The sequence below is a fragment of the Micromonospora sp. BRA006-A genome, assembly GCF_033433935.1.
Classification (GTDB): domain Bacteria; phylum Actinomycetota; class Actinomycetes; order Mycobacteriales; family Micromonosporaceae; genus Micromonospora; species Micromonospora aurantiaca.
The window spans coordinates 3,060,703-3,082,948 of sequence record NZ_JANCLW010000001.1; the positions used below are offsets into that span (position 1 = coordinate 3,060,703).

Annotated in this window: 19 protein-coding genes; 14 read left to right on the forward strand and 5 right to left on the reverse strand. The window is 72.9% G+C overall.

The genetic code is table 11. The features are described from left to right. Positions 1 to 24 precede the first annotated feature (24 nt). A complete protein-coding gene (locus NMK34_RS13690) occupies positions 25 to 1,617 on the forward strand; it encodes an amidohydrolase (protein ID WP_318333698.1) in 1,593 nt (530 codons plus the stop codon). Between the two features lie 43 nt (positions 1,618 to 1,660). On the opposite strand, the gene NMK34_RS13695 is transcribed toward NMK34_RS13690, so the two are convergent. Then, complete coding sequence (locus NMK34_RS13695; RefSeq protein ID WP_318333699.1) at positions 1,661 to 3,415, reverse strand: exo-alpha-sialidase; 1,755 nt, start codon at positions 3,413 to 3,415, stop codon at positions 1,661 to 1,663. 187 nt (positions 3,416 to 3,602) lie between these two features. Then, complete coding sequence (locus NMK34_RS13700; RefSeq protein WP_318333700.1) at positions 3,603 to 4,334, reverse strand: FadR/GntR family transcriptional regulator; 732 nt, start codon at positions 4,332 to 4,334, stop codon at positions 3,603 to 3,605. A 138-nt stretch (positions 4,335 to 4,472) separates the two neighbouring features. On the opposite strand from NMK34_RS13700, the gene NMK34_RS13705 reads away from it, so the two are divergent. The 8 genes from NMK34_RS13705 to NMK34_RS13740 all read left to right on the forward strand — a co-directional run bounded on the left by NMK34_RS13705 (position 4,473) and on the right by NMK34_RS13740 (position 13,694). Further along, complete coding sequence (locus NMK34_RS13705) at positions 4,473 to 6,098, forward strand: ABC transporter substrate-binding protein (RefSeq protein WP_318333701.1); 1,626 nt, start codon at positions 4,473 to 4,475, stop codon at positions 6,096 to 6,098. A gap of 102 nt (positions 6,099 to 6,200) precedes the next feature. Beyond that, positions 6,201 to 7,157, forward strand: a complete 957-nt coding sequence (locus NMK34_RS13710) for an ABC transporter permease (RefSeq protein WP_013285836.1) — start codon at positions 6,201 to 6,203, stop codon at positions 7,155 to 7,157. After that, on the forward strand, positions 7,157 to 9,115 hold the full coding sequence (locus tag NMK34_RS13715; protein WP_318333702.1) for a dipeptide/oligopeptide/nickel ABC transporter permease/ATP-binding protein: 1,959 nt from the start codon (positions 7,157 to 7,159) through the stop codon (positions 9,113 to 9,115). The genes NMK34_RS13710 and NMK34_RS13715 overlap by 1 nt, the downstream gene beginning before the upstream one ends. Beyond that, a complete protein-coding gene (locus NMK34_RS13720; protein ID WP_318333703.1) occupies positions 9,112 to 10,179 on the forward strand; it encodes an ABC transporter ATP-binding protein in 1,068 nt (355 codons plus the stop codon). The genes NMK34_RS13715 and NMK34_RS13720 overlap by 4 nt, the downstream gene beginning before the upstream one ends. Continuing rightward, positions 10,176 to 11,114, forward strand: a complete 939-nt coding sequence (locus NMK34_RS13725) for a dihydrodipicolinate synthase family protein (protein ID WP_318333704.1) — start codon at positions 10,176 to 10,178, stop codon at positions 11,112 to 11,114. Before NMK34_RS13720 ends, NMK34_RS13725 begins: the two co-directional genes overlap by 4 nt. A gap of 2 nt (positions 11,115 to 11,116) precedes the next feature. Next, on the forward strand, positions 11,117 to 12,046 hold the full coding sequence (locus tag NMK34_RS13730; protein WP_318333705.1) for an ROK family protein: 930 nt from the start codon (positions 11,117 to 11,119) through the stop codon (positions 12,044 to 12,046). Then, positions 12,043 to 12,732, forward strand: a complete 690-nt coding sequence (locus NMK34_RS13735; protein WP_318333706.1) for an N-acetylmannosamine-6-phosphate 2-epimerase — start codon at positions 12,043 to 12,045, stop codon at positions 12,730 to 12,732. The genes NMK34_RS13730 and NMK34_RS13735 overlap by 4 nt, the downstream gene beginning before the upstream one ends. Beyond that, positions 12,723 to 13,694: an acetylxylan esterase gene (locus NMK34_RS13740; RefSeq protein WP_318333707.1), complete on the forward strand. Its 972-nt coding sequence runs from the start codon at positions 12,723 to 12,725 to the stop codon at positions 13,692 to 13,694. The genes NMK34_RS13735 and NMK34_RS13740 overlap by 10 nt, the downstream gene beginning before the upstream one ends. On the opposite strand, the gene NMK34_RS13745 is transcribed toward NMK34_RS13740, so the two are convergent. After that, positions 13,691 to 14,734, reverse strand: a complete 1,044-nt coding sequence (locus NMK34_RS13745; RefSeq protein WP_318333708.1) for a polyprenyl synthetase family protein — start codon at positions 14,732 to 14,734, stop codon at positions 13,691 to 13,693. The two genes, NMK34_RS13740 and NMK34_RS13745, sit on opposite strands and share 4 nt — an antisense overlap. A 7-nt stretch (positions 14,735 to 14,741) precedes the next feature. Then, the gene (locus NMK34_RS13750) at positions 14,742 to 15,152 is read right to left on the reverse strand and encodes a hypothetical protein (RefSeq protein WP_318333709.1); all 411 of its coding nucleotides are present in this window, start codon (positions 15,150 to 15,152) and stop codon (positions 14,742 to 14,744) included. Between the two features lie 160 nt (positions 15,153 to 15,312). Between NMK34_RS13750 and NMK34_RS13755 the strand changes: the two genes are divergently transcribed. Genes NMK34_RS13755 through NMK34_RS13770 form a run of 4 tightly spaced genes read left to right on the forward strand, consistent with a single transcriptional unit; the run spans position 15,313 to position 19,411 of the window. Beyond that, positions 15,313 to 16,875, forward strand: a complete 1,563-nt coding sequence (locus NMK34_RS13755; protein WP_318333710.1) for a phenylacetate--CoA ligase family protein — start codon at positions 15,313 to 15,315, stop codon at positions 16,873 to 16,875. Between the two features lie 3 nt (positions 16,876 to 16,878). Continuing rightward, a complete protein-coding gene (locus NMK34_RS13760; RefSeq protein ID WP_318333711.1) occupies positions 16,879 to 17,319 on the forward strand; it encodes a DUF4188 domain-containing protein in 441 nt (146 codons plus the stop codon). Continuing rightward, positions 17,316 to 18,398: a hypothetical protein gene (locus NMK34_RS13765; RefSeq protein WP_318333712.1), complete on the forward strand. Its 1,083-nt coding sequence runs from the start codon at positions 17,316 to 17,318 to the stop codon at positions 18,396 to 18,398. The genes NMK34_RS13760 and NMK34_RS13765 overlap by 4 nt, the downstream gene beginning before the upstream one ends. Positions 18,399 to 18,400: 2 nt before the next feature. Next, on the forward strand, positions 18,401 to 19,411 hold the full coding sequence (locus tag NMK34_RS13770) for a nitroreductase (RefSeq protein WP_318336341.1): 1,011 nt from the start codon (positions 18,401 to 18,403) through the stop codon (positions 19,409 to 19,411). A gap of 12 nt (positions 19,412 to 19,423) precedes the next feature. On the opposite strand, the gene NMK34_RS13775 is transcribed toward NMK34_RS13770, so the two are convergent. Then, positions 19,424 to 20,461: a LacI family DNA-binding transcriptional regulator gene (locus NMK34_RS13775; protein ID WP_318333713.1), complete on the reverse strand. Its 1,038-nt coding sequence runs from the start codon at positions 20,459 to 20,461 to the stop codon at positions 19,424 to 19,426. Between the two features lie 386 nt (positions 20,462 to 20,847). Between NMK34_RS13775 and NMK34_RS13780 the strand changes: the two genes are divergently transcribed. After that, positions 20,848 to 22,236 carry a glycoside hydrolase family 43 protein gene (locus NMK34_RS13780; RefSeq protein WP_318333714.1) on the forward strand — a complete coding sequence of 463 codons (1,389 nt, stop codon included), beginning with the start codon at positions 20,848 to 20,850 and terminating at the stop codon, positions 22,234 to 22,236. The last annotated feature ends 10 nt before the right edge of the window (positions 22,237 to 22,246 follow it).

The following is a 22,246-nucleotide window of genomic DNA, read 5'->3' on the forward strand; positions in this document are numbered from 1 at the left end:
ACGAGCGCCGAGGCAGGGGAGCCCATGAGCGGCACGGTCTACGAGAACGCCCGCATCCACACCCTCGACCCGGACCGCCCGTACGCCGAGGCGATGCTGGTCCGCGGCGAGCGGATCGTCGCCGTCGGCGACCTCGCCGAGTGCCGGGACCGGGCCGGCGGCGGCGCGCGGCGGGTCGACCTCGGCGGGATGGCCGTGCTGCCCGGGCTGATCGACAGCCACATCCACGCGGCGTCCTACGTGCGCGGGCTGGACCAGGTGGACCTGCGCGGCACGCCGAGCCTCGACGAGGCGCTGACCCGGATCGCGGGACACGCCGCCACGCTGCCGCCGGACGCCTGGCTGCTCGGCGGCGGGTGGGACAGCAACAGATGGACCCGGCCGGTGCAGCCGGCCCGTACCGACCTGGACCGGGTCTGCCCGGACCGGCCGGCGGCGCTGCCGAGCATCGACGGCCACACCATCTGGGTGAACACCGCCGCGCTGGCCCGCCTCGGCATCGACGCCGCCACCCCCGACCCGCCCGGCGGGCAGATCGCGCGGGACGAGCACGGCGAGCCGACCGGCATCCTGCGCGAGGCGGCGGCCGACGCGGCGTACGCGGTGGTGCGCTCCCCGCACGCCGGTGACCTGGTGGCGCAGCTGCGTGCCCACCTGCCCCGGCTGCTCGCCGCCGGCCTGACCGGCATCCACGACCTCGACGGGCAGGACGCCCGTGCCGCCTACGAGACGTTGTACACCCGCGGCGAGCTGCCGCTGCGGGTGCACAAGACGATCCCCGCCACCGCGCTGGACGAGGCGATCGACGCCGGCTGGGCCACCGGCGACGGGGACCGCTGGCTGAGCACCGGCCCGGTGAAGATCTTCACCGACGGCGCGCTCGGCTCGCACACCTGCCTGATGACCGAGCCGTACGACGGCGAGCCCGGCAACCACGGCATCGCGGTCACCCCGGCCGAGGAGTTCGAGCGGCTGGTGGCGACCGCCGCCGGGGCCGGGATCGCGGTGGCGGCGCACGCCATCGGCGACGCGGCGAACCGGATGGTGCTGCGGGCGTACGCGCGCTGGCGCGAGTCGGCCGGTCCGGGCCCGGTAACGCGGCTGCGGCACCGGATCGAGCACACCCAGCACCTGCTGCCGGACGACGTGCCGCTACTCGCCCGCAGCGGCGTGATCGCCTCGATGCAGCCCACGCACTGCACCAGCGACATCCCGCTCACCACCCGGATGCTCGCCGGCCGGGGCCTGGCCTCGTACGCCTGGCGCAGCCTGCTCGACGCCGGGGCCACAGTGGCTTTCGGGTCGGACGCCCCGGTGGAGGACCCCGACCCGTTCTTCGGCATCCACGCCGCGGTGACCCGCCAGCAGCCCGACGGCACCCCGCCCGGCGGCGTCGACCCGCACGAGCGGCTCGACCTGGACACGGCGCTGCGCTGCTTCACCGAGGCCGGCGCGTACGCGTCCTACGAGGAGCACCTGAAGGGCCGGTTGCGCCCCGGCATGCTCGCCGACTTCATCGTGCTGCCCACCGACCCGTACCGGGTCGAACCGGCGCGGCTGCGGGACCTGACAGTGGCACTGACGGTGGTCGGTGGCGTGGTCCGCTGGCAGCGCTGACCGTGTCCCGCCCGGACGACGCTGTCCGGGCGGGACACGGCGGTCAGGCGCCCTTCACCCAGTCGAGGCTGAACCGGGCGAAGTAGATACCGCCGGTGTTGCCCACCTCGTACAGGTTGCCGACAGTGCCGTCGGCCAGGACCGCCATCGTCGAGTAACCGGCGCCGCCGGGCTTTACCAGCGCCCGTGCCGGCCAGGTCGCGCCGTCGTCTGTGGACAGCCGCACGGTGAGGTCGTTGCGTGCGGTCGGGTGCGCGTTGTTGCTGAACAGCGCCGTGCGGGTGCGTACCGGCGCGCGGTTCGCGCCGACCTCGGCCGGGCGCAGGTAGGACATCTCGTCGGCGTTGCAGAGCGGGTCGGGCAGCAGGGCGCTCGCCGTCGCCGTACCGAACGTCGCGCCACCGTCGGTGGACGTGGCGTAGAACCGGCTGCGGGTCGAGTTGTGCCGCATGTTCTGCACCACCGCGCCGGTGCCGCGCTCGATCGCCTTGCTCTCGTTGATGTTCCCGCCGGCGGATCCGCCGCGGCGCCAGGTCGCGCCGTGGTCGTCGCTGTAGATGTTCGCGGCGTGGCTGGTGCCCGCGGAGTCCCGGTAAACGATCGGCTGGATCAGGCGGCCGGTGCTGGTCTGGATGCCGTGTCCGGAGGAGAAGAACACCTGCCGCCAGGTGGGGTCCTTGACGGCCGGGTTCAGCTCGACGGGCGCGCTCCAGGTGGCGCCGTCGTCCCGGCTGGTGATGTAGCGCAGGTGCATGCTGTTCGGGTCGTCGGCGGTGTTCAGGCCGGAGCCGGCGGACCAGAAGCTGATGCCGGGCCGGGGGGAGTAGGTGAAGAAGCAGTAGACGACGCCGGTGGCGCGGTCCACGAGCAGGCTGGGGTCGCCGACGCCCTCGCTGGTGGTGGGCGGGGCGTGGATGACTCGGGGCTGCTCGAAGGTGCGCCCGCCGTCGGTGCTGCGGATCATCACGATCTGGATGTCGTTGGTGCCGCCGCCGAGGTCGTACGAGCCGTCGACGCGGGCGTCGGCCACGGCGACGACGGTGCCGTTGTTGGTGACGGCCAGGCCGGGGATGCGGACCGAGGCGACGGTGCCGTCGTACCGGCCGTTCGTGCCGTTGAGGTCGCGGATCACGGTCTGCGTGGTCAGCAGCGTGGTGGTGGCGAGCTGCGGGTTGCCGGCGGCGAGGTCGCAGGAGGTGGTGCCACGCAGCGTGGTGTCGAAGCCCGGCGCGGTGACCCGCAGCGTGTACGGGGTGCCGGCGCCGACGGTCCAGTAGTGCAGGTGGTTGCCGCCGGCGGCGACGGTGCGGGTCCACGGCGAGCCGGTGCGTCCGGGCCAGGTGACGGTGAAGTCCCGGGCCGTCGTGGTGCGGTTCTCCAGGGCGAGCTGGATGCGGCCGTTCGTGCAGTCGAAGCCGGCCAGCGCGGACATGCCGGTGCCGCAGTGGAAGATGCCGCTGGTGGTGTCGTCCAGGCCGGTCGGGGTCGTGGTGCGCAGCGTGTACGGCGTGCCGGGGGTCAGCGTCCAGTACAGCTCGGCGTTGCCGCCGGCGGCGACCGTGCGGGTCCACGGCGAGCCGCTGCGTCCGGGCCAGGTGACGGTGTAGGTCTGCGTGGTGGTGCTGCGGTTGTCGAGGTCGAGCAGCAGCCGGCCGGCGGTGCAGTCGGCGCCCACGGTGGCTGTCACACCGGCGGGGGCGGCGGCCTGGGCGGTGGTGGCGGGAAGGATGGAGAGCAGGGTGAGGGCGGCCGCCGCGAGGACGGTTGCGCGGCGCGGTATGGCGCGGCGAGGGGACACGTGGTTCCTTCCGGGACGGGGGGAGGGAGAATCGGAGCTATCCGACGTCAGATGTCCGATGTCTGGACGCTAGGCGGGTTCCCCCTCGCCCGTCAAGGATCGGTTCCGGTCGACGTCTCCCGTCCGGCCCGGGTGGCCGTCAGCGGTCCTGCCCGGGCCTCTCGCCGCGGTCTCGGCGTACGGCGGATCAGGTCTGCGCGGCGCGGGCGATGCTCGCCCGGATGGGTGCGTAGTGCTCGGCGACGGCCGAGCGCAGCGCCGCCGCGTCGGCGGCGGTGAGGGCGGCGACGATGGCTTGGTGCCGCTGAGCGGTGATGACCCGGTCCTCTGGCTCGGTCTGCAGCGTGGGCGCGACGATGGCCTGCACCTGCCAGAACGCCTCGGTGAGCTGGACCAGCAGGTCGTTGCCGAGGGGTTCCATCAGCTTCAGGTGGAACGCGCGGTCGACGTCGAGGAAGTCCTCGCCGCGGGCGGCGCGGCTGTGCATCTCGTCGGCGAGCGCGGACAGCTCCGAGCGGTGCTGCTCGTCCAGGGCGTCGATCACGGTGGCGGCCAGGCCCTGCTCCAGCGTCTGGCGGATGTCGACGACCTGTGCCAGCACGTGGTGGTCGTCCTCGCCGCTGAGCAGGCCGCGGAACGTCAGGCTCTCCACCAGGGCGTTGAGGGACATGCGGCCGACGAACGTGCCGTGGCCGTGGCGTACCTCGACGATGTCGAGCGCGGAGAGGATCTTCACGGCCTCGCGGACGCTGGAGCGGCTGGCGCCGACGGCCTCGCACAGCTCGGTCTCGGTGGGCAGGAGGTTCCCCGGCTTGAGGCGGTTGCGCAGGATGTACTCCTTGATCCTGGTGGCGACCTCCTGCCGGCGAGGGCTGGGCCGCTCGGCGCCGCGTAGCGGACTGGCGTCAATGGTCGTCATCTGCCCCTTGCCCTTCGTTCCCGAATCTGTCACTCTCACCCTACCGGCATCAGACGTCAGACGTCATACACCCTATGCTTCACATCCCCGAGCGCGAGCGGGCACGCGAGCGCATGAAGAGCCTATGGAGGCAGCTACGTGAGCACCACCGGTAAGCCGTCGAGGAGCCGGCGCGCCCTGCGCGGCCGCGTCCGCTCCCTGACCGTCGCCTCCCTCGCGGGCGGCCTCGCGGTCGCGCTGGCGGCCTGCAGTGGCGGTCCCGCCTCGACCAACGCCGTGGGCGACGGGAAGGGGGGCACGTCCATCGAGGCCACGCTGGCCTTCACGCTCTCCAGCGGTTTCGATCCCAGCAACGCCTCCTCGGCCGTGGCGACAGCGGTCAACCAGCACGTCTTCGAGGGCCTCGTCGACCTCGACCCGATCACGCGGGAACCCTACAACGCCCTGGCCAAGAGCGACCCGACCCCCGGGGCCGACGGCCGGACCTACACCGTGACGCTGCGGGACGGGGCCAAGTTCTCCGACGGCACTCCGGTCACCGCCGAGGACGTGGCCTGGTCCTTCACCCGCGTGCTCAAGCCCGCGGACCCGAAGGCGCCGCCGCTGATGCAGGGCTTCGTGTCGTTCCTGGACACCGTCACCGCCAAGGACGCGACGACCGTCGAGTTCACGCTGAAGTACCCGTTCGCGCTGTTCAGCGAGCGGATCGCGGTCATCAAGATCGTCCCCAAGGCGAAGACCGGTGACGCGGCCGCGGCCAAGGCGTTCGACACCGCCCCGATCGGCTCCGGCCCGTTCAAGGTGGACAGCGCGTCCAAGGAATCCGGCATCAAGCTGAGCAGGAACGCGAACTACAACGGCCCGCGCGCCGCCGAGGTCGAGACGATGACGTGGAACACCACCACCGAGGCGTCGGCCCGCGTGTCGGACCTGCAGGGCGGCCGGGTGCAGGCCATCGAGGCCGTGCCCTACCTGAACGTCGACTCGCTCAAGGACAAGTACACGATCGACGTGAAGCAGGCCTTCAACCAGGTCTTCCTCATGTTCAACAACGCCGCCGCGCCGTTCAGCGACAAGCGGGTGCGCCAGGCCCTGCACTACGCCATCGACAAGGAGGCGGTCATCAAGACCGCGCTCAACGGCTACGGCAGCCCGGCGACCAGCTACCTCGACGAGGGCAACAAGGCCTACCAGAAGGCCGCCACCGTCTACGACTACAACCCGGACAAGGCCAAGGCCCTGCTCCAGGAGGCCGGCGTCACCAACCTGTCGTTCCGGCTCGACACCACCGACAGCTCGGTGGTCAAGGACGTCGCCCCGCTGGTCATCGAGCAGTGGAAGAAGATCGGCGTCAACGCCACGCTGAACACCGTGCCGTCCTCGGCCATCTATGGCGACATCGTCCCCAAGGACACCTTCCGGGTGCTCATGGCCACCGGTGACCCGAGCGTCTTCGGCGTCGACACCGACCTGCTGATGCGCTGGTACTACTTCGGCGAGACCTGGCCGGGCCAGCGCTACCGCTGGAGCGACGCCGACCGCAAGGCCATGGGCGACCTGCTCGACAAGGCCGCGCAGACCTCCGACGAGACGGCCCGCAAGGCGCTGTGGAAGCAGGCCCTGGACATGGCGGCGGACCAGGTGCCGCTGTACCCGATCCTGCACACCAAGGTCGTCACCGCGTACGACCCGGCCAAGGTGGACGGCTTCTCCGGCGCCTCCACCACCGGCCTGTACTTCCTGGGCACCGGCCGGACCGGCTGAGCCCACGCTCGGGGTTCCGGCCCCGCAGACGTCCCGCCCGGCCCACGTGACCCGTGCGGCCGGGCGGGACGTCCCGGCGCCCCGCCACGAGAGAGAGAATCCATGCTGACCGTCCTGAACCTGGTCGCACGACGATTCCTGACGCTGATCCCCCTGGTGCTGGGCATCACGCTCTTCGTCTTCGTGATCATGCAGTTCTCCCCGATCGACCCGGCGTTGTCAGTCCTCGGTGACCAGGCCACGCCGGCGCAGGTCGAGGCGTTCCGTGCCGCCAACGGCCTGAACGACCCGCTGCCGCTGCGCTACCTGCACTTCCTCGGCGACCTCGTCCGCGGCGACCTCGGCATGACGTTCCCGCCGTCGGTCCCGGTCGCCGAGAAGATCGCCATGGCGCTGCCGCTGACCATCCAGCTCACCGCGCTCGGCGTCGTCGGCGCGCTCGTCATCGCGCTGGCGCTCGGCATCCCGGCCGCCCTGTACCGGGACCGCTGGCCCGACCAGGTCATCCGGATCGTCTCCATGGCCGGCATCGCCACGCCCTCGTTCTGGCTGGCCCTGCTGTTCATCCAGGAGTTCTCCGTCCGCCGGCCGATCTTCCCGACCGGCGGCTACGTCAACCCCGCCGACTCGGTCGGTCTGTGGTTGCAGTCGCTGGCCATGCCCGCGCTGGCGCTGGCCGTACCGGTCGGCTGCTCGCTGGCCCGCATCGTCCGGACGTCCATGGTCGAGGAACTCGACAAGGACTACGTCCGTACCGCGATCGGCGCCGGACTGCCGCCGCGCGTGGTGATCGGCCGCAACGTGCTGCGCAACGCGCTCGTCAACCCGCTCACCGCGCTCGGCCTGCGGATCGGCTACCTCATCGGCGGCACCGTCGTCATCGAGGCGATCTTCTCGCTACCAGGCATGGGCACCCAGATCATGAGCGCCGTCCAGCAGAACGACACCGCGCTGGCCCAGGGCACCGTGCTGACCATCGCGCTGTGCTTCGTCCTGGTGAACCTGGTCGTCGACATCCTCTACCTCTTCGCCAACCCCCGACTGCGCGGAGGCCACTGATGCGCCGGTCCCTCACCACGCGGCTGTCCCGCCCCGGCATGGCCTTCGCCCGGCTCGGTCTCGCCGCCCGGTTCGCGCTCGGCTTCGTCGCGCTCATCGTCGTGGTCGGCGTGCTCGCCCCGCTGCTGCTGCGCCACGACCCCACCCAGACCGGGCTCGGACCGGCGCTGACGGGCCCGAGCGGTGACTTCTGGTTCGGCCTGGACAAGCTCGGCCGTGACGTCTTCTCCCGGCTGGTCGCGGGCACCCGGCGCTCCCTGATCGTCGGGTTCGGCGCGGCCGGCATCGCGCTGGTGCTCGGCGCGATCCTCGGCGCGGTCGCCGGCAGCAGCCGGACCGTCGTCGACGAGATCATCATGCGCTGCCTCGACGTGGTCATGGCCTTCCCCACGATCGTGCTCTCCGCGCTGCTGATCATCTCGTTCGGCAAGAACAGCCTGCTGGTCCTCGTCATCGCGATCGGCTTCGTGTTCACCCCGTCGGTCGCGCGCATCGTCCGCGCGAACGTGCTGTCCCAGTACGGCGAGGACTACGTGGCCGCCGAGCGCATCATCGGCGCCCGGCGACCGCACATCCTCTGGCGGCACGTCCTGCGCAACTGCGCCGCCCCGATCCTCGTCTTCGTCACCGTCATGGTGGCCGACGCGATCGTCTTCGAGGCCTCGCTGTCCTTCATCGGCGGCGGCCTCGCCCCGCAGGAGGCGGCCTCCTCGTGGGGCTCGGTGATCGCGTTCGGCAAGGAGATGGTGCAGATCGGCGGCTGGTGGGCCACGTTCTTCCCCGGCCTGCTGATCCTGCTCACCGTGCTGGCGCTCAACGTGCTCTCCGAGGGCATGTCCGACGCCTGGGCCGCCCCGGCGGCGCGCCGCGCCACGTCCACCACCAGCGGTGACGCGCTGGAGCAGGCGAAGCCCGGCACCGGCGAGGTGGTCGAGCTGCCGGGTCTCGCCGAGGCGGCACGGCGGCTGCGCGAGCGCGCCCGCCCGCTGCCGCAGGGCAAACCGGTCCTTCAGGTCAGCGACCTGTCGATCGGCTTCGAGGGCCGCCACCGCGGCGTGGACATCGTCGACGGGCTCTCCTTCGACGTCCGCCCCGGCGAGGTCGTCGGCCTGGTGGGGGAGTCGGGCTCCGGCAAGTCGCTCAGCGTCCTGGCCGTGATGGGCCTGCTGCCGCAGGGCGCCCGGGTACGCGGCGAGATCCGCTTCCAGGACACGAACCTGCTGAAGCTCAACGCCAAGGGCCGCCGTGCCCTGATGGGCCGCGAGATCGCCATGGTCTACCAGGACGCGCTGTCGGCGCTGAACCCGGCGCTACGCGTCGGCGCCCAGCTCGCCCAGATGATCCGCCGCGGCGGCACCCGCTCGGCCGAGGAACTGATGCGGCTGGTCGGGCTGGACCCGCAGCGCACGCTCGCCGCGTACCCGCACGAGCTGTCCGGCGGGCAGCGGCAGCGCGTCGTGATCGCCATGGCGCTGTCCCGCGACCCGAAGCTGATCATCGCGGACGAGCCGACCACCGCGCTCGACGTCACCGTGCAGGCCCAGGTGATGAAGCTGCTGCTGGACCTGCGCGAGCGGCTCGGCTTCGCCCTCATCCTGGTCAGCCACGACCTCGCCCTGGTCAGCGACGTCTGCGACCGGGTCGTGGTGATGTACGGCGGGCAGATCGTGGAGACCGGCGTGACCGCCGACGTGATGGAGGCACCCGCCCACCACTACGCCCGCGGCCTGCTCGGTTCCGTCCTGTCCCTGGAGACCGGAGCGGAACGGCTCACCCAGATCCGCGGCGTGGTGCCGTCACCCGCCGACTTCCCGAAGGGCTGCCGGTTCTCCGACCGCTGCCCGATGGCGACCGAGATCTGCCGGGACACCGCGCCCGCCCTGGAGGGCACGGACGGCCACGGGTACGCCTGCCACCACCCCGCCGTCACCGTCAGCGAGAAGGAGCCGGCCCGATGAGCGCCACCGCCGAGCACCGGCCGATCGCCGAGCTGAGCGACGTGCACGTGGTGCACGCCTCGCGCGGCGGCGGCATGTTCAGCCGGGAGAAGGTCTACGCCCTCACCGGCGCCGACCTGGTGATCCGGGCCGGCGAGACGGTCGGCATCGTGGGCGAGTCCGGCTGCGGCAAGTCCACGCTCGCAAAGGTGCTCGTCGGCCTGCAACGGCCGACCGCCGGCACGGTGTCGTTCGCCGGCAAGGACGTGTGGTCGATGAGCGCCGCCGAACGGCGTGAGCACATCGGCGCGGGCGTCGGCATGATCTTCCAGGACCCGGCCACCTCGCTGAACCGCCGCATGCCGGTACGCGACATCCTGCGCGACCCGCTCGACGTGCACCGCCGGGGCACCCGGCAGCAGCGCGAGCAGCGGGTGACCGAGCTGATGGCCCTGGTGGGCCTGCCCCGCTCGGTCGCCGACGTGCTGCCCAGCCAGCTCTCCGGCGGCCAGCGCCAGCGGGTGTCCATCGCCCGCGCGCTGGCCCTGGAACCGGGGCTGGTCATCGCCGACGAGCCGACCAGCGCGCTCGACGTGTCGGTACGGGCCCAGATCCTCAACCTGCTGCTGGACCTCAAGGACCGGCTCGGCCTGGCGATGGTGCTGGTGTCGCACGACATCCAGACCGTCAAGCGGGTCAGCGACCGGGTCGTCACCATGTACCTGGGCCGCATCGTCGAGCAGACGCCCGCCGACCTGCTGCCCGAGGGCGGCCGGCACCCGTACACCCGGGCCTTGTTCTCGGCCACGCCGGGCCTGCTCTCCCCGATCGAGCCCATTCCGCTGGTCGGCCCGGTCCCGTCGGCCACCCGGCCGCCGAGCGGCTGCCCGTTCCGGACCCGCTGCTGGGCCGCCACCGACGGCTGCGCCGTGGACATGCCGGCGCCGCGCCCCGCCGAGGGCGAGGGCCACGAGTTCCGCTGCCACCACCCGGTGCCCGCCGGAACCGCGAACACCGAACTGGTCGCGCTCGCCACCTCGGCGACCGGCCGCACCACAACCGAGTCTGTCGAGGAGAACCTGTGACCACCCCAGCCCCGCGGTTCGCCGGAGTCGTGCCGCCGGCCGTGACCCCCCTGACCGATGAGGGCGAGGTCGACGTCCACTCGCTGGAACGGCTGGTCGAGTGGCTGCTCGACGCCGGCGTCGACGGCATCTTCGCCCTCGGCAGCTCCGGCGAGACGGTCTTCCTCACCGACCGGCAGCGGGACCTGGCCCTGGAGACCATCGTGAAGACCGCCGGCGGCGCCGTGCCGGTCATCGCCGGCTGCATCGAACCCACCACCCGCCGGGTCGTGGAGCGGGCCGAGGCGTCCACCCGGCTGGGCGCGGACGGCCTGGTCGTGACCGCGCCGTTCTACGCCATCGTCGGCCCGCACGAGATCGAGCGGCACTTCCGTGCGGTCGCCGCGGCGGTCGAGCTTCCCCTGCTGGCGTACGACATCCCGGTCTGCGTGCACAGCAAGCTCTCCGTCGACCTGCTGACCCGGCTCGCCGCCGAGGGCGTGCTCGCAGGCGTCAAGGACTCCAGCGGCGACGACGTCGCGTTCCGGCAGCTCGCGCTGGCCATCGCCGAGCACGCGCCGGAGCGCGACTTCAGCCTGCTCACCGGCCACGAGGTGGTGGTCGACGCGATGATGCTCGCAGGCGGCTCCGGCTCGGTGCCCGGACTGGGCAACGTGGACCCGGCCGGGTACGTGCGGCTGCACCGCGCCTGCGTGGCGGGTGACTGGGCCGCGGCCCGCCGCGAGCAGGACCGGCTGACCCGGCTGTTCCGCATCGTCGACGCGGCCGACCCGGCCACCTCGGCGGGCGCCACCCGGGGCGTCGGCGCGTTCAAGACCGCGCTGTCCCTGCTCGGCGTCATCGCCGGCAACGCGGTGTCGCTGCCGCTGCGGCCGCTGGACGCCGCCGAGACGGGCCGCGTGCGTACCCAGCTGGAACTGGCCGGGCTGCTCTGACCATGCCCGAGGTGAGCACGACCGCTCTGGTCGCCGCGCTCGACATCGGCGGCACCAAGACCACCGCCGCCCTGGTCACCGCCGCCGGAGAGGTCGTCGGTCGGCGTACCGCGCCGACACCCGGCCGCTCCGGCGCGGCCGCGGTGCTCGACACCGCCGCCGGCCTGGTGGAGAAGCTGCGGGCGGACGCGCCGGGCGTCGTACGGGCGCTCGGCGTCGGCAGCGCCGGAGTCATCGACAGCGGCTCCGGCCTGGTGCTGTCCGCCACCGACGTGCTGACCGGATGGACCGGCACGGACCTGCGCGGCGACCTGAGCCGGCGCCTGGGCGTGCCGGTCGCCGTGATCAACGACGTGCACGCCCACGCGCTGGGCGAGGCGCGTCACGGTGCCGCCGCCGGGTACGACACGGTGCTCTACGTCGCCGTCGGCACCGGCGTCGGGGCGTCGTTCGTCCTCGGCGACACGGTGCTCGCCGGTGCGCACAGCGCCGCCGGGCACGCCGGGCACCAGCCGTCGGCGTACGCCGGAACGCTGCCCTGCACCTGCGGCGGGCGCGGGCACCTGGAGGCGATCGCCGCCGGGCCCGCGCTGGCCGCCGAGTACGTCCAGCGTACCGGCCGGCCGGTGGCCGACCTGCGGGCCGTCGCCGCGCTCGCGGCGGACGGCGACGAGGCGGCCCGGGAGGTCGTCCGGCGCGGCGGCGCAGCCGTCGGTTGCGCCGTCGGCGGCCTGGTCAACGTGCTCGACCCGGCCGCCGTGGTGATCGGCGGCGGCGTCACCGGCCTCGGCGAGCCGTGGTGGCGGGCGCTGCGCGACGCGGTGCCCGCCGAGACGCTGCCCGCCCTGGCCGCAGTGCCGGTCCTCGCCTCCACCCTCGGCCCCGACGCGCCGCTGCTCGGCGCCGCCTCGCTCGCCTGGAAGGTCTCATGAACGCGCTCGTCGACCAGCTCCGTGACCGCCTGGTCGTCTCCTGCCAGGCGTACCCGGGTGAGCCGATGCGTGACCCGGACACCATGCGCCGGGTCGCGCTCGCCACCGCCCGGGGTGGCGCCGCCGGCATCCGCGCCCAGGGCCTGGCGGACATCGCGGCCATCCGCGCAGCGGTGGACCTGCCGCTGATCGGGCTCTGGAAGGACGGCGACGACGACGTCTTCATCACCCCGACGCTCGAGCACGCGCTCGCCGTCGCCGACGCCGGGGCGCACGTCGTCGCGCTCGACGGCACGTACCGGCCCCGGCCCGACGGCCGTACGCTCGCCGAGACGATCGCCGCCGTGCACGAGCGCACCGGCGCGCTCGTGATGGCCGACTGCTCCACGCTGGACGAGGGCATCGCCGCCGCCGCAGCGGGCGCCGACCTGGTCGGCACAACGCTCGCCGGGTACACCGCGTACACCACGAAGGGCGACGGGCCGGACCTGGACCTGGTCGCCCGGCTCGCCGCCGCGGTCGACGTCCCGGTGGTCGCCGAGGGACGCATCCACACGCCGGAGCAGGCCGCGCAGGCGCTGCGGGCGGGCGCGTGGACGGTGGTGGTCGGCACCGCCATCACCCATCCGAGCACGATCACCGGCTGGTTCGCCTCCGCCGTACGGGAGGCCGCGTCGTGCCGCTGACCGACCTCGACCTGGCCGGCTGTCTGGCGTACCGGCCGGAGCTTCACGTGCCGGCGGACCTGGACGCGTTCTGGGCGCGCACGCTCGACGGCGGCGGCGATCCGGAGGCGGCGGTCTACGAGCCGGTCGACACCGGGCTGACCCAGATCCGGACGTACGCCGCCACGATCCCCGGCTTCGGCGGCGAGCCGGTGCGCGGATGGCTGCACCTGCCGGCCGGTGCCGACGGGCCGCTGCCCTGCGTGGTCGAATACCTCGGCTACGGCCGGGGCCGCGGCCTGCCGCACGAGAAGCTGTTCTGGGCCGCGGCGGGCTTCGCGCACCTGATCATGGACAGCCGGGGCCAGGGCTGGAGTGCCGCCACCGGCGGCACGCCCGACCCGCACCCGTACCCGGCCGGCACCGTGCCCGGCTTCCTCACCCGGGGCGTCGCCGACCCGGCCGACCACTACTACCGGCGGCTCATCACCGACGCGGTCCGCTTCGCCGAGGCCGCCCGGCGGCACCCGGCCGTCGACCCGGACCGGGTGGCGGTGACCGGCTTCAGCCAGGGCGGCGGCCTCGCCCTGGCCGCCGGCGCGCTGTGCCCGGACGTCGTCGCGGTCATGCCGGACGTGCCGTTCCTGTGCGACATCCGCCGGGGCGTGCGCGTCGCCGGCCCGGACAGCCCGTACGCCGAGGTCGTCGACTACCTCGCGCTGCACCGCGACCGCGCCGACCGGGTGTTCCGCACGCTGTCCTACCTGGACGCCGCGGTGCTCGCGCCGCGCGCCACAGCGCCCGCGCTGTTCTCGATCTCGCTGCGCGACCAGGTCTGCCCGCCGTCCACCTGCTTCGCCGCCTTCCACCGCTACGGCGGCGACAAGGACGTGCGGGTGTACGAGTTCAACGACCACGAGGGCGGCGAGGCCGAGCACCAGCGCGAACAGCTCACCTGGCTGCGCGGGGTCCTGGGCGGCTAGCGGGCGCGTTCCACCACGTAGTCGGTCAGCTCCAGCAGGAACCGGCCGTCCTCGGTGTCGGCGGCGGCGCCCAGCGCCCGCTCACCCTCGCACCGGGCGGCCAGCGCGAGATCCCGGGCGCTGCGCCGCGCCGACTCCACGCAGTCGTACGCGAGCAGCCGCCCGTGCAGCCAGCGCACCTCGGCGTCGGTGCGCTCCGCCCGGGTCCGGCTCAGCAGCCGCACGAGCCGTTCGCGTTCCTCGGACGTGCACCGCCGCATGAAGTCGATCAGGATCAGCGTGCGCTTGCCCTCCCACAGGTCACCGGCGATCTCCTTGCCGTACCGGGCGTAGTCGCCGGTCAGGTTGAGCGCGTCGTCCTGGATCTGGAACGCCGCGCCCAGGTACCAGCCGTACCGGTCGAGCACGTCGACGGCGTTCTCCCGGCCGGTCGCCACGAGAACGCCGGTGCGGCACGGGTAGATGCAGGTGTACCAGGACGTCTTCTTCAAGCACATCCGGTAGTAGTCGTCCGCGTCGAGGTCGCACACGTTGTCGCGGATCCAGCCGATCTCGATCGCCTGCCCCTCCAGCGAGTGGCGCATCATCAGCTCGGTCTCGGTGAACAGCCGCCACGCGATCCCGGAGCCGAGCGCCGCCCGGTTCGCGGCCAGCCGCCGCAACGCCAGCAGGTTCGTCATGTTGCCGACGTTCAGCGCCACGCCCACGCCGTACTCGGCGTGCAGGGTCCGCCCGCCGCGCCGCTGCTCGCTCTCGTCCTGGATGTCGTCGTGGATGAGGAAGGCGTTGTGGAACAACTCCACCGTCACTGCGGCGTTGAGGCCCACCGCGTCGCCGCCGCCGAACGCCCGGCACGTCGCAAGGCACAGCGCGGCGCGCAGCCCCTTGCCCCACCGCCGGGGGTACTCCGCGACGAGGTCGTAGAGGTATCGCGGGCCGCCGTCGGGCACGTCGTCGAGCAGCGCGCCGAGGGCGAGCCCGCGATAGCGCTCCAGCATCCGTTCCACGTGCCCGCCGGCCACCCCGGCGGTCGGCGCCATCGCGCCGCTACCGGTCCGCCGGCCGCTTCGGGGCCGGCGACGCCAGCCGGTCCGCGAGCCCGTTGGCGACCTCGGGGGCCAGCCGCGCCAGATTGAGTACGGTGTCCAGCGCGTCGTGCGCGTCCGACGTGTACCGCCGGATCACCTCGCCGCGCTGGTCGTCGGCCATCTTCAGCTGCCCGACCACGGTGTCGATCAGGGCGTGCCCGTCGGTGCGGACCCGGGCGACGAGTTCGTCGAACGCCTCCGGGTCCACGCGCCGGCTCTCGGTCAGCTTCTCCTCGAGCCGCCGGGCGCCGGCCAGCCCCGCCGCGAGTTCCTCCTCCAGCACCGTGGCCGCGTGGGTCACGGTCTCCGAGGTCTCCTCGGCCACCTTCTCGAAGCGCTCGTTCGCGCGCTCACGCTTGCCCTCTGTCATGGGCGAAGTGTCACCGGACCAGGCACGACACACCAGACGAGTGTCGCCATGGTGACTGAGCGTGGCCGGGCCGGGTGGTCTTCCACTGGGTACGGGTACTCAGCGCAGTACCGTCTCGTCGCTCATGTGCGGGCGCGGCGGCGTCGACAGGATCCTTGTCATGGCCGAGACGCTGCACCGACACGCCGCTGCACGTACCGTCGACACGCCGCTGCCCGCCGAGGCCGCGCTGGCCCCCGCCGGCCGCGCGGTCGCCGCGCTGGCCCGGCTCGTCGCCCACCACCCGGCCGGCTGGCGCTGGCTGGCCCGGCGCCACCACCCGGTCCTCGACCGGCTCGCCGCCGCGAACGCGCGATCGACCTGCGTGCGCGCCGCCCGGCGGGTGCCCGCCTACCAGGCGTTCCTGCGGGCCCGTCCGGGCGGCCTGCGCCGCCGGCTGCGGGACTTCCCGGAGACCGACAAGCGCGGGTACGTCATGGCGTACGACGCCTCGGCCCGCTGCCGGGACGGGCGGATGCCGGAGCGGGGCGTGGTGGTCGACGAGTCGGCCGGCTCGTCCGGGCGGCCGTTCAACTGGCCGCGCGGCGAGCGGGAGCTGCGGGCGGTGCACCGCGACATCGCCGGGTACACCGGCCTGGCGTTCCCGATGCGCCGCCCGTTCGTCATAAACGCGTACTCGATGGGCGCCTGGGCGACCGGCACCACCACGGGCGCGGCGATGGCCCGGATCGCCACCGTGAAGAACACCGGCCCGGACCTCGGGAAGATCGTCGACACGCTGCGCGAGTTCGGGCCCGGCCACGACTACCTGGTGACCGCGTACCCGCCGTTCCTCAAGCACCTGCGGGACCGGCTCGACGCCGAGGACTTCCCCTGGACGCGGTACCGGATCTTCGCCAGTTGCGGCGGCGAGGGGATGACCGAGGCGCTGCGCGACTACCTGGAACAGCGGTTCGTGCGGGTGCGCTCGGCGTACGGGGCGTCCGACCTGACCATCGGAATCGGCGCGGAGACCCGGTTCACGGTGTGGCTGCGGCGACGGCTGCGCACCGACGCGGGGCTGCGCGCGGAACTGCTCGGCCGCGGCGAGCAGCGGCTGCCGATGGTGTTCCAGTACAACCCGTTCGCCACCTACCTGGAGACCAACGAGCGGCGGGAACTGCTCTGCACCGTCACCGGCCCGCACGTGCTCCAGCCGCGGCTGCGCTACAACGTGGGCGACGAGGCGCTGCTCGTGCCGTACCGGCGGATCGTCGAGCTGGCTCACGCCGACCCGGTACGCCGCGCCGAGTTCCGTACCGCGGTGGCCGAGGAGCGGATGACGCTGCCGCTGCTGCTGTTGTTCGGCCGCAGCGACTCCACCGTGTCCTACCTGGGCGCGAACCTCTACCCGCAGGACGTCGAGTACGGCCTCTACACCGGCAACCCGTACGCCGCCGAGATCAACAGGTTCTGCCTCACACTGCACGAGGACGCGGCGCTGGAGACCCGGCCGGTGATCCACGTCGAGCTGCGCCGCCCGCTGGACACCGCGGCCCGCGCGGCGCTCGCCGACGCGTGCCGCAACGGGGTACGCGCGCACCTGACCTCGGTGTCGCGGGACTTCGCGCAGTCCCTGGTGGAGGACCCGACCGCCGGCGACCTGCGGGTCGAGCTGCACGAACCCGACGGCGGCCCGTTCGCCGACATGCAGAAGATCAAGAACGTCTACCTGGTGAGGTGAACGATGCGTACCCGTGACTTCTCCCGAGCCCCGGCCCAGGCCCGCGCCGGCGCCATGTTCATCGGCGGCACCCGGTACGCGAACCCGCTGGTGCTGCTGCGCCTGGCCCCCGACTGGATCCGGATGGTGCGCGACATGCGCCGGATGTCCGGCTACTGCTGGCACACCGTCTACTGGCGGTTCCCGCTGACGCTCGGCACGATCGCGTTCTTCACCGACCGGGACGCGCTGCTGCGCTTCGCCCGTACGCGACACCACCGCAAGCTGATGATGTGGCTGACCGACGGCGAGCGCAACGCCACCGCCGGGTTCATCCGGCTCTACACCGCCTCCCCGGACGGCTACTCCAACGGCGCGTGGCGGGCCGAGGACGGCGCGATGGGCCACATCGAGCGGTTCACGCCGCTGGGCGCGGAGACGACCGGACCGGCGGTGCGGCGGTGACCGGCCACCGGTTCGAGCGCGTGACCGGCCGGCGCGGCCTGCGCGACTTCCTCACCCTCACCGACCGGCTGTACGCCGACGAACCCCGGTACGTGCCGACGCCCCGGCAGCAGATCCGCCGCTGGTGGCGCGACGGCGTGCCGATGTACGTGCTGCGTGACGCCGCCGGCGCCGTGGCCGGGCGGACCACGCTGCACACCGACGGCGACTTCGACGCCAAGCTCGGCCGCCGGTGCCAGCTGTTCGGGCTCACCGAGTTCACCGCGCCGGCCGCCCGTCCGCTGTTCGACGCGATCACCGCGTACGCCACACCCGGCCGGGATCTGCTGTTCGGGCCGGTGGCGCTGCTGCCCAACCAGGCCGGCGGCGTGATCACCTCCGGGTACGCCGACCGGGGTTTCGTGGACAGCGCGTGGAACCCGCCGTACTACCCGGACGCGTACGAGGAGAACGGGTTCACCGGGCGGTTCGTCTCCGACACCTGGATCTGCCCGGTGCCGCCGCCGACCGGCCCGGCTCCCGGCCTGGGCGTCCAGCCCGACGGCGCGCGTCTGGAACTGCACCGGGGGGACACCAGGCGGATCGACGAGCAGCTCGGCCTGCTGCGCGGGATGCTCAACGACTCCTTCGCCCAGCTCGGCTACTACACGCCGATCTCGGCGGCGCAGTTGCGGCGGCAGACCGACGGCCTGGCGTACCTGCTCGACGAGTCCCTGCTGCTCTACCTGACCCGCGACGACCGGCCGGTGGCGTTCGTGCTCTGCGTGCCGGACATCAGCGACTTCCTGGTCGCGGTGCGCGGCGACCTGAACCCGGTCAACCGGCTTCGGCTGCTGGCGACCCGCCGCCGGTACCGCCGGGAGGCGGTGCTGATCGTCAAGGGCGTGGTGCCGGAGTTCCAGGGGCGCGGCTACCAGCGGTTGCTCTCCGCGCACCTGCACCGCAACCTGCACGACGGCGGCTACACGGCGCTGCGCAGCACGTACGTCGGGCGGGACAACCCCGCGTCGGCGGCCCAGTACCGGCACCTCGGCGGACGCCCGCTGCACGGCTACACGTTCTACGCCAGGGAGCGGTGACCATGGACCTCGCCGCGTTCCACGCGCTGGAGCCGCTGTGCTGGCGGGCGCCGAGCGCACACAACACCCAGCCGTGGCGGCTGCGCTACGAGCGCTGGGCGATCACCGTCGGCTGGGATCCGGCCGACGCGCTGCCCGCGGGCGACCCGACCGGGCGGGACCTGCGGCTGTCGCTGGGCGCGTTCGTGGAGACCTGCCTGATCGTCGCCGCCGACGCGGGGCTGCGGCTGGACTGGGCCGCCGACCACGACGAGTCCGACCGGCGGGTGGGGCGACTGCGGCCGGCACGGCAGCCGTACCGGACGCCGTTCCGCACCGCCGACGTGTGGGACCGGCGTACCCACCGGGGCCGGTTCACCGCCGGACCGGACGCCGACGTGGTCGCCGCCGTGGACGCGGTCGCCCGCCGGGCCGGTGGCGCGGTCCGCGCGGTGCCGGCGGCCGGGCGGCTGCGCGCGCTGCTGCGCACTGCCGACCGGCAGGTGTACGCCGACCCGTCGGTGGTCGCGGAGCTGCGCCGCTGGCTGCGCCTGGACCGGTCGGGCCCGCGCTACCGGGCCGACGGGCTTAGTGACAGCTGCCTCGGGCTGGGCCGGGCCACTGCTGCCGGGCTGCGGGCGGCGCTGGCGGCGTACCCGGCGTTGCGCCCGCTGGGGCTGCCCCGGCTGCTCGCCGCCGCGGGCGGTGATCCGCTGGCGCAAGGCGGCGGGGTGCTGGCGCTCGTCGCGCCGCCCGGTCTGGACTCGGCCGGGCAGGTCGAGTTCGGACGGGTGCTGATGCGGATGTGGCTGACGCTGCACACGGCCGGGCTGGCCGCGCACCCGCTCAGTCAGCTCGTCGACGTGGCCACCACCCGGGACGCGCTCGGCGCGCTGCTGGACGTGGCGCCGGAGCGGATCGTGCACGTGGCCCGGGTGGGCCGGCCGGCCGCGCCCGCGCCCCGCTCGGCCCGCCGGGTCGAGCGGGGTGGTGGGGGAGTGCGGACGCGGACCCCCGCGGTGCGGGTGGGGTAGGACCGCCGGGGGTCATCGCGACGGCGGCGCGGTGCTGGCCCGCACCACGAGAGTGGTGCCGAGTTCGTAGCGTTCCTGGGCCGGGGAGCGGCCGTCCGCCAGGGTGAGGGCGAGCCGGGCGGACGTGGCGCCGATCTCGGTGAACGGCTGCCGCACCGTGGTCAGCGGCGGCGCGAGCCAGGCCGCCTGCTCGACGTCGTCGAAGCCGACCACGCTGAGCTCGTCCGGTATCCGCAGGCCGGCGTCCCGGGCTGCCGCGTAGACGCCCATCGCCTGCAGGTCGTCGCCGCAGACGACTGCGGTCGGCGGGTCAGGGCGGGCGAGCAGCCGAGCGCCGAGGTCACGGCCGTCCTCGAAGGTGAACACGCCCCGCTGTTCGAGGCTCTGGTCGAACGGGACGCCGGCGTAGTCCAGCGCGGCGTGGAAGCCGTCCAGGCGGGCGCGCGCGGACAGGTCCCGGACCGGTCCGGTGATCACGCCGATCCGGCGATGGCCGAGGTCGAGCAGGTGCCGGGTGGCGGCGAGCGCGCCGCTCCAGTTGTTGGACCCGACGGCGGGCGTGGGGAACAGGTCGCCGGTCGGGTCGATGGCGACCAGCGGTATTCCGTCGGCCGCGAACCGTTCGCCGTCCTCGGCGGTGACCAGGGCGAACGCCGTGATGACGGCGGTCGGCTGCCGCACCAGCAGTTGGTCCGCCCAGGGCAGCCCGGCCGACACGAGCCGGTGCACGTCGGTGAATCCGACGGTGTGGTCGTGGGCGGCGGCGACCTCCTGGACGCCGCGCAGGATCTGCATGGCGATCGAGGACAGCATCCGGTGGAAGACCACCTCGACGCAGAGGGCCGCGCCGGTGCTCTGCCGCCGCCGGTAGCCGTGGTCGCGGAGCAACGCCTCCACCCGCTGCCGGGTCTGCTCGCCCACCCCGCGCCGGCCGTTGAGGACCTTGGAGACGGTGGGTGGGGACACCCCGGCGAGTTCGGCGATCGTCGCGAGGGGCAGGTCGCCGCGCCGGGGCTTGCGCAGGTGCGGCCGCGGGCCTTCTTCGATCACGAGGGAAGTCTATGGCTGCGGCGCGAGGGCGAGTACGCGCCGCTCAGGCCGCCTGCGAAAGGTTATCGATAACATTTCGCGCTCCGGAAGAGTTCGCCGGTCGGGTCGTGGATCTCCGGATGTCTCGCGGGAACTTTCGCGAAACCTGTTCGTCACGTCTTGACGGCTGACACCTCCATCCATGAGAGTCCATATAGGCAGATGCGGCGCACGGACGGGAGCCCGGGTGCCGGTGGGTGGCGGGGCGCGTACGGGAAAGATGCCTGGGCAGCATCTTGTTAGCGCTAACACCGACCCTTCCTGCCGACACCAGACGCCGGTCCGGCCCGCGTCATCACGTCCACCCATCCACGCGCACGAGCGTGGCGGCAGAGGGGTTCCGATCCGTGGCGATCAGTCGACGAGCACTCATCAAGGCCGTGGCCGCATCCGGCGCACTCACCGCGGCGTCGGTCGCCGGCCTTCCCGGCGTGGCCTGGGCGGCGAACACCGCGTACGCGATGGCCTACTTCACCGAGACGCCGAACTTCCAGGGCGCGGACTACGGGTTGCACCTGGCGGTGAGCCGGGACGGTCTGAACTGGACACCGCTGAACCAGAACAACCCGGTGGTCACCCCGACCCAGGGACAGATGGGCCTGCGGGACCCGTTCGTCTTCCGCAAGCAGGACGGCAGGTTCGTCATCCTGGCCACCGACCTCAAGGGCACCAACTTCGGCCTGAACAGCCAGTACCTGCACGTGTGGGACTCGACCGACCTGACCGCTCTCACCGGCTACCGCCGGATCCGGATGCACACGCTGCCCAGCTCGCACACCTGGGCGCCCACGGCGTTCTGGGACGCCGGCCGCGGCCAGTACGGCATCGTCTACTCCTGCAACAGCGGCGGCGACGTGCTGATGGTCAACTACACGAGCGACTTCGTCACCGTCGGCCCGCAGCAGGTGTTCTTCAGCCCCGGCTTCGGTGTGCTCGACGGCGACGTCGTCGTCGACGGTGGCACCACGTACCTCTACTACAAGAACCTGTCCACCGGCCTGCTGCACGGCGCCCGCTCCGCGACCGGCGCGCCGAACAGCTTCACCACGTACACGAGCGGACTGCGGCAGGGCAACGCGATCGAGGCGCCACTGCTGGTCAAGAACAACGACGGCAGCGGCTGGCGGCTCTGGGGCGACTCGTTCAGCCCGGTCAACGCCGACTACTACATCTGGTCAACCTCGAACATCGGCGGCAACTCGTGGACCGCGCTCAACCAGCGCGACTACACGCCGCCGCTGAACGCCAAGCACGGCTCGATCGTCGGGATCAGCGACGCCGAGTACAACGGAATGATCTCCCGGTGGGGGACCCCGAACTGGGTCCGGCTCAAGTCGTCGAACCTGCCCGACCACGTGGTACGGCACAGCAACGGCGTCGGCCGCGTCGACGCGTACCCGTTCGATCCCTACCAGGACCAGATGTGGCGGATGGTGGCCGGCCTGGCCGACGCCACAGCCGTGTCGTTCGAGTCGGTGAACCGGCCGGGCAGCTTCCTGCGGCACCGCGACTACGCCATCCGCCTCGACCCGAACGACGGGACGGCGACGTTCCGTGCGGACGCCACCTTCCACCGCACCGCGGGGCTCGCCGACGGCTCGTGGACGTCGTTCCGGTCGCACAACTTCCCGGACCGCTACCTGCGGCATGCCAACTACCTGCTGCGGATCGACCCGCTCAGCTCGGCGTCGAGCGCGAGCGACAGGCAGGACGCCACCTTCCGCATCACGCCCTGACCGAGGAGGC

Bases quoted from the DNA above. Each gene is read 5' to 3' on its own strand.
- NMK34_RS13735 (WP_318333706.1), top strand. From the start codon at position 12,043: ATGAACGCGCTCGTCGACCAGCTCCGTGACCGCCTGGTCGTCTCCTGC.
- NMK34_RS13750 (WP_318333709.1), bottom strand. From the start codon at position 15,152: ATGACAGAGGGCAAGCGTGAGCGCGCGAACGAGCGCTTCGAGAAGGTG.
- NMK34_RS13770 (WP_318336341.1), top strand. From the start codon at position 18,401: ATGGACCTCGCCGCGTTCCACGCGCTGGAGCCGCTGTGCTGGCGGGCG.
- NMK34_RS13690 (WP_318333698.1), top strand. From the start codon at position 25: ATGAGCGGCACGGTCTACGAGAACGCCCGCATCCACACCCTCGACCCG.
- NMK34_RS13700 (WP_318333700.1), bottom strand. From the start codon at position 4,334: ATGACGACCATTGACGCCAGTCCGCTACGCGGCGCCGAGCGGCCCAGC.
- NMK34_RS13755 (WP_318333710.1), top strand. From the start codon at position 15,313: ATGGCCGAGACGCTGCACCGACACGCCGCTGCACGTACCGTCGACACG.
- NMK34_RS13720 (WP_318333703.1), top strand. From the start codon at position 9,112: ATGAGCGCCACCGCCGAGCACCGGCCGATCGCCGAGCTGAGCGACGTG.
- NMK34_RS13760 (WP_318333711.1), top strand. From the start codon at position 16,879: ATGCGTACCCGTGACTTCTCCCGAGCCCCGGCCCAGGCCCGCGCCGGC.
- NMK34_RS13715 (WP_318333702.1), top strand. From the start codon at position 7,157: ATGCGCCGGTCCCTCACCACGCGGCTGTCCCGCCCCGGCATGGCCTTC.
- NMK34_RS13745 (WP_318333708.1), bottom strand. From the start codon at position 14,734: ATGGCGCCGACCGCCGGGGTGGCCGGCGGGCACGTGGAACGGATGCTG.
- NMK34_RS13730 (WP_318333705.1), top strand. From the start codon at position 11,117: ATGCCCGAGGTGAGCACGACCGCTCTGGTCGCCGCGCTCGACATCGGC.
- NMK34_RS13710 (WP_013285836.1), top strand. From the start codon at position 6,201: ATGCTGACCGTCCTGAACCTGGTCGCACGACGATTCCTGACGCTGATC.